This is a genomic window from Neobacillus drentensis (assembly GCF_036966985.1).
Lineage (GTDB): Bacteria > Bacillota > Bacilli > Bacillales > Cytobacillaceae > Neobacillus > Neobacillus drentensis_E.
The window spans coordinates 1-3,326 of record NZ_JBALSN010000743.1 but is presented as its reverse complement, the minus strand read 5'-3'; the positions used below and the strand labels follow the sequence as shown (position 1 = coordinate 3,326).

The 3,326-nt window shown below is 39.8% G+C and carries 2 protein-coding genes and 1 pseudogene; all 3 read left to right on the top strand.

Annotation, left to right across the window (positions count from 1 at the left end; genetic code table 11):
• The first annotated feature begins 117 nt into the window (after positions 1-117).
• Positions 118-318, top strand: coding sequence for a cold-shock protein (locus V7659_RS31225; protein WP_026567057.1), 201 nt, complete (start codon positions 118-120; stop codon positions 316-318).
• A 158-nt stretch (positions 319-476) separates the two neighbouring features.
• Positions 477-1,316, top strand: coding sequence for a hypothetical protein (locus tag V7659_RS31220; protein ID WP_335543869.1), 840 nt, complete (start codon positions 477-479; stop codon positions 1,314-1,316).
• A 295-nt stretch (positions 1,317-1,611) separates the two neighbouring features.
• A pseudogene (locus tag V7659_RS31215) lies at positions 1,612-3,063 on the top strand (SulP family inorganic anion transporter); the annotation flags it as partial.
• Between the last annotated feature and the right edge of the window lie 263 nt (positions 3,064-3,326).

The window sequence follows — 3,326 nt, the reverse complement described above, 5'->3', positions numbered from 1 at the left end:
AGAATTATTTTTGTTTGTCGGTAAGGAATAAAAGGCGTAACTGCTTTTTGTCTGGAAGATTTGAACAAGGGTAGTAATTTTATTGTGTGCACAGCACACAGCAGGAGGATACAACAAATGGAACAAGGTAAAGTTAAATGGTTTAATGCAGAAAAAGGTTTTGGATTCATCGAGCGCGAAGCTGGAGACGACGTATTCGTACACTTCTCTGCTATCCAAGGCGAAGGTTTCAAATCTTTAGACGAAGGTCAATCAGTTACGTTTGAAGTAGAACAAGGCCAACGTGGACCACAAGCTACTAACGTACGTAAAGCTTAATCTAAACCACATAAATGTACGGAAAAGGCTCTCTTTTAGGGCCTTTTTTTATTTTCTTTAAAATAATGGGGAGAAGGAGTGAACAGCCCTTTTCCCTTTTTTATTGTAATACTTTAAAATATAATGAAGCTAAGTACATAACGGAAGGAAGTGGCAGGATGATCATCCAGCGGCCTCAATTGGAGCAATCTGAATTAACAAAGTATATTCTACCAAAAGGTGATTATGAAACGTTTCGTGACAACGACCATTATAAGGAGAAATTGAAGGAATGGGGATTATCCTCAGCGCGCGAAGCGAAAAAAGAGTTCTGGTACAAGGATCGAAATTATCAGCGCATGGTGACTATTAAGGGTTACGAAACTTATGGAAATGCGATGGACATTAACACCCTAGTGATTGAGTTCCAAGACGGAAATCTTACCTGTATCCACCCAGCTTATTTAAAAGAAATGCAGCAATCAAGCTTTGGAAAAGAAAGTTTATTAACTTTTGATGAAAAAGAAACGCCTGACAAAGATGGTTCTCCAGCTGAAGCAAATATACTATCAGAGGTCATGACAGAAGATACACCTGCAATGACCGAAGAACAGGTTAAAAAGGAGGCAGTATCGAAGCCTGCAAAAGCGAAGGAACCAAAACCGAAGAAAACAAAGGCTCCTAAACTGGACCTCCCGGTTGATAAGGTGCATTTTACGGCTAGCGTCAAACAGTTCGCGCTCGTTTACAATCCATTTAATGAAGAAAATGATGAAGTGGTGGTCCTCGAAAATGTACAGATCGTCTCAGAGGAAAATCCTCTTGAAATCGGACTAGCTTGGTGCAGCCATAGCAAGACACTTAAAAAGTTTGAACTGGCTATTGGTGACTCCCTTGAATTTGATGGGAAAGTGGCTGCTAAGAAACTAGGAAAAGGAAAAGATGTAGAAGAAGAGTTCTTAGTGGATGTTCCTGTTTTGTATAAAGTCAATAATCCATCGAAAATCGTAAAAAAATAGGACTCTCTTCCTAGAGGTCCTATTTTTATTTTCCTTCTTTTTTGAAGTTGGGACGAAATCAAAAGGAAAATGGCGAACTGGGTAGGAAGAGATGAATGATAGCGATTACATCAAATTTCACAAATTGTTCACATTCCTATATACTATGTTCTGTTGACAACGGACCCGACTTTCATGAGAGTTGAAAGTCATTTAATCAAGTATGTGAAAATGGTTGTGTTAGTACAGTAGAAATAAATATAGATAAACAAAGGGAGAGGTGCAAAGTTTGAATCTTAGTAAAATTAAATAACCATGGTTTGGAAATACCAAAGGCGATCTATTAGCAGGTATTGTTGTCGCTCTTGCGCTGGTTCCAGAAGCGATTTCATTTTCAATCATTGCTGGTGTTGACCCCATGGTTGGGTTGTACGCCTCAATTTGTATTGCAATAACCATCGCGTTTGTCGGCGGAAGACCAGGGATGATTTCAGCTGCAACGGGTGCCACCACCTTATTAATGGTGAATCTTGTGAAAGATCACGGGCTGCAATATTTATTGGCTGCAACGATTCTAACGGGTGTCATCCAAATCATCATGGGGACTTTAAAGCTGGGGCGGTTAATGAAATTTGTCCCGCGATCCGTCATGACTGGCTTTGTTAATGCTCTAGCAATTCTTATTTTTGCGGCACAATTACCTCACTTCGTCGGGGAATCATGGCAAATGTATGCCATGGTTGCAGGTTCGCTTGCAATTATATATATTTTACCACGTTTTACGAAGGCCGTTCCGTCACCATTGGTTGCGATCATTGTGATTACTGTGATTGCTGTATTTTCGGGCAGTGATGTCCGTACAGTCGGTGACATGGGAAAATTAACATCCCAACTACCAGTATTTTTGATTCCTGATATTCCGTTTAACTTTGAAACATTACAGATTATTTTTCCCTATTCATTTTCAATCGCCATTGTTGGACTAGTGGAATCACTACTTACGGCCACGATTGTCGACGATCTGACAGATACAGAGAGTGACAAGAATAAAGAAGCAGTTGGACAAGGGATTGCCAATATTGTTTCCGCATTTTTTGGCGGTATGGCCGGCTGTGCGATGATCGGACAGTCTGGCATAAATGTCAGGTCAGGCGGCAGGGGGAGATTATCCACTTTTGTTGCAGGTGCTTTTTTATTAATCTTGATTGTTTCATTAAGAGAATTCCTTATCCAAATACCGATGGCCGCACTAGTGGGTGTCATGATCATGGTATCGATTGGTACGTTTGATTGGTCCTGCTTAAAGTCATTCAAAAAGGTGCCCATTACTGATACCATTGTTATGATTGTGACGGTTCTAATTGTAATAGAGACCCATGACTTGTCCAAAGGGGTTTTAGCAGGAATTATCTTAAGCGCAATATTCTTTGCTTCCAAGATTTCACAAATGAAAGTGACAAGTCTTTCAACAAAGGGCTCGTCTAAAAAAACATATCAGGTGTCAGGTCAACTGTTCTTTGCTTCCGTAACTGACTTTGTTAACAGTTTTGATTATAAAGAGAACGTTAGCGAAATTGATCTCGACTTTTCAAATGCTCATCTTTGGGATGACTCTGCTGTAGGTGCAATTGATAAGGTTGTCTTCAAGTACCATCAAAATGGAGTAAATGTAAATTTAATAGGCTTAAATTCTGAAAGCCATAAACTAATTGACAAACTCGCCGTTCACAACAAGCCAGGTGGACTTGGGAAAGTGGTTAGTCATTAAATATATAAACGTGACTTCATTTCATGATTTAGGGGCTTGAGTGTAAAAAAGGGAATTGCTACGGCATTCCCTTTTTTTCGCTAAAAGGATATGTTTCTTTTAATCGCGCATTGCTCCAGCCTCTCGGGATGTCATTGCACCTTGTCCTTCGCTTACATCTTTTTGGATTTCTTGTTTTACTTTTTGTACATCAGTTCCTGCAAATTCGGGCTGCATAATAGAACCCAAATTCTCTTTCGCCAGTTGATCCTGTTGCATACAAG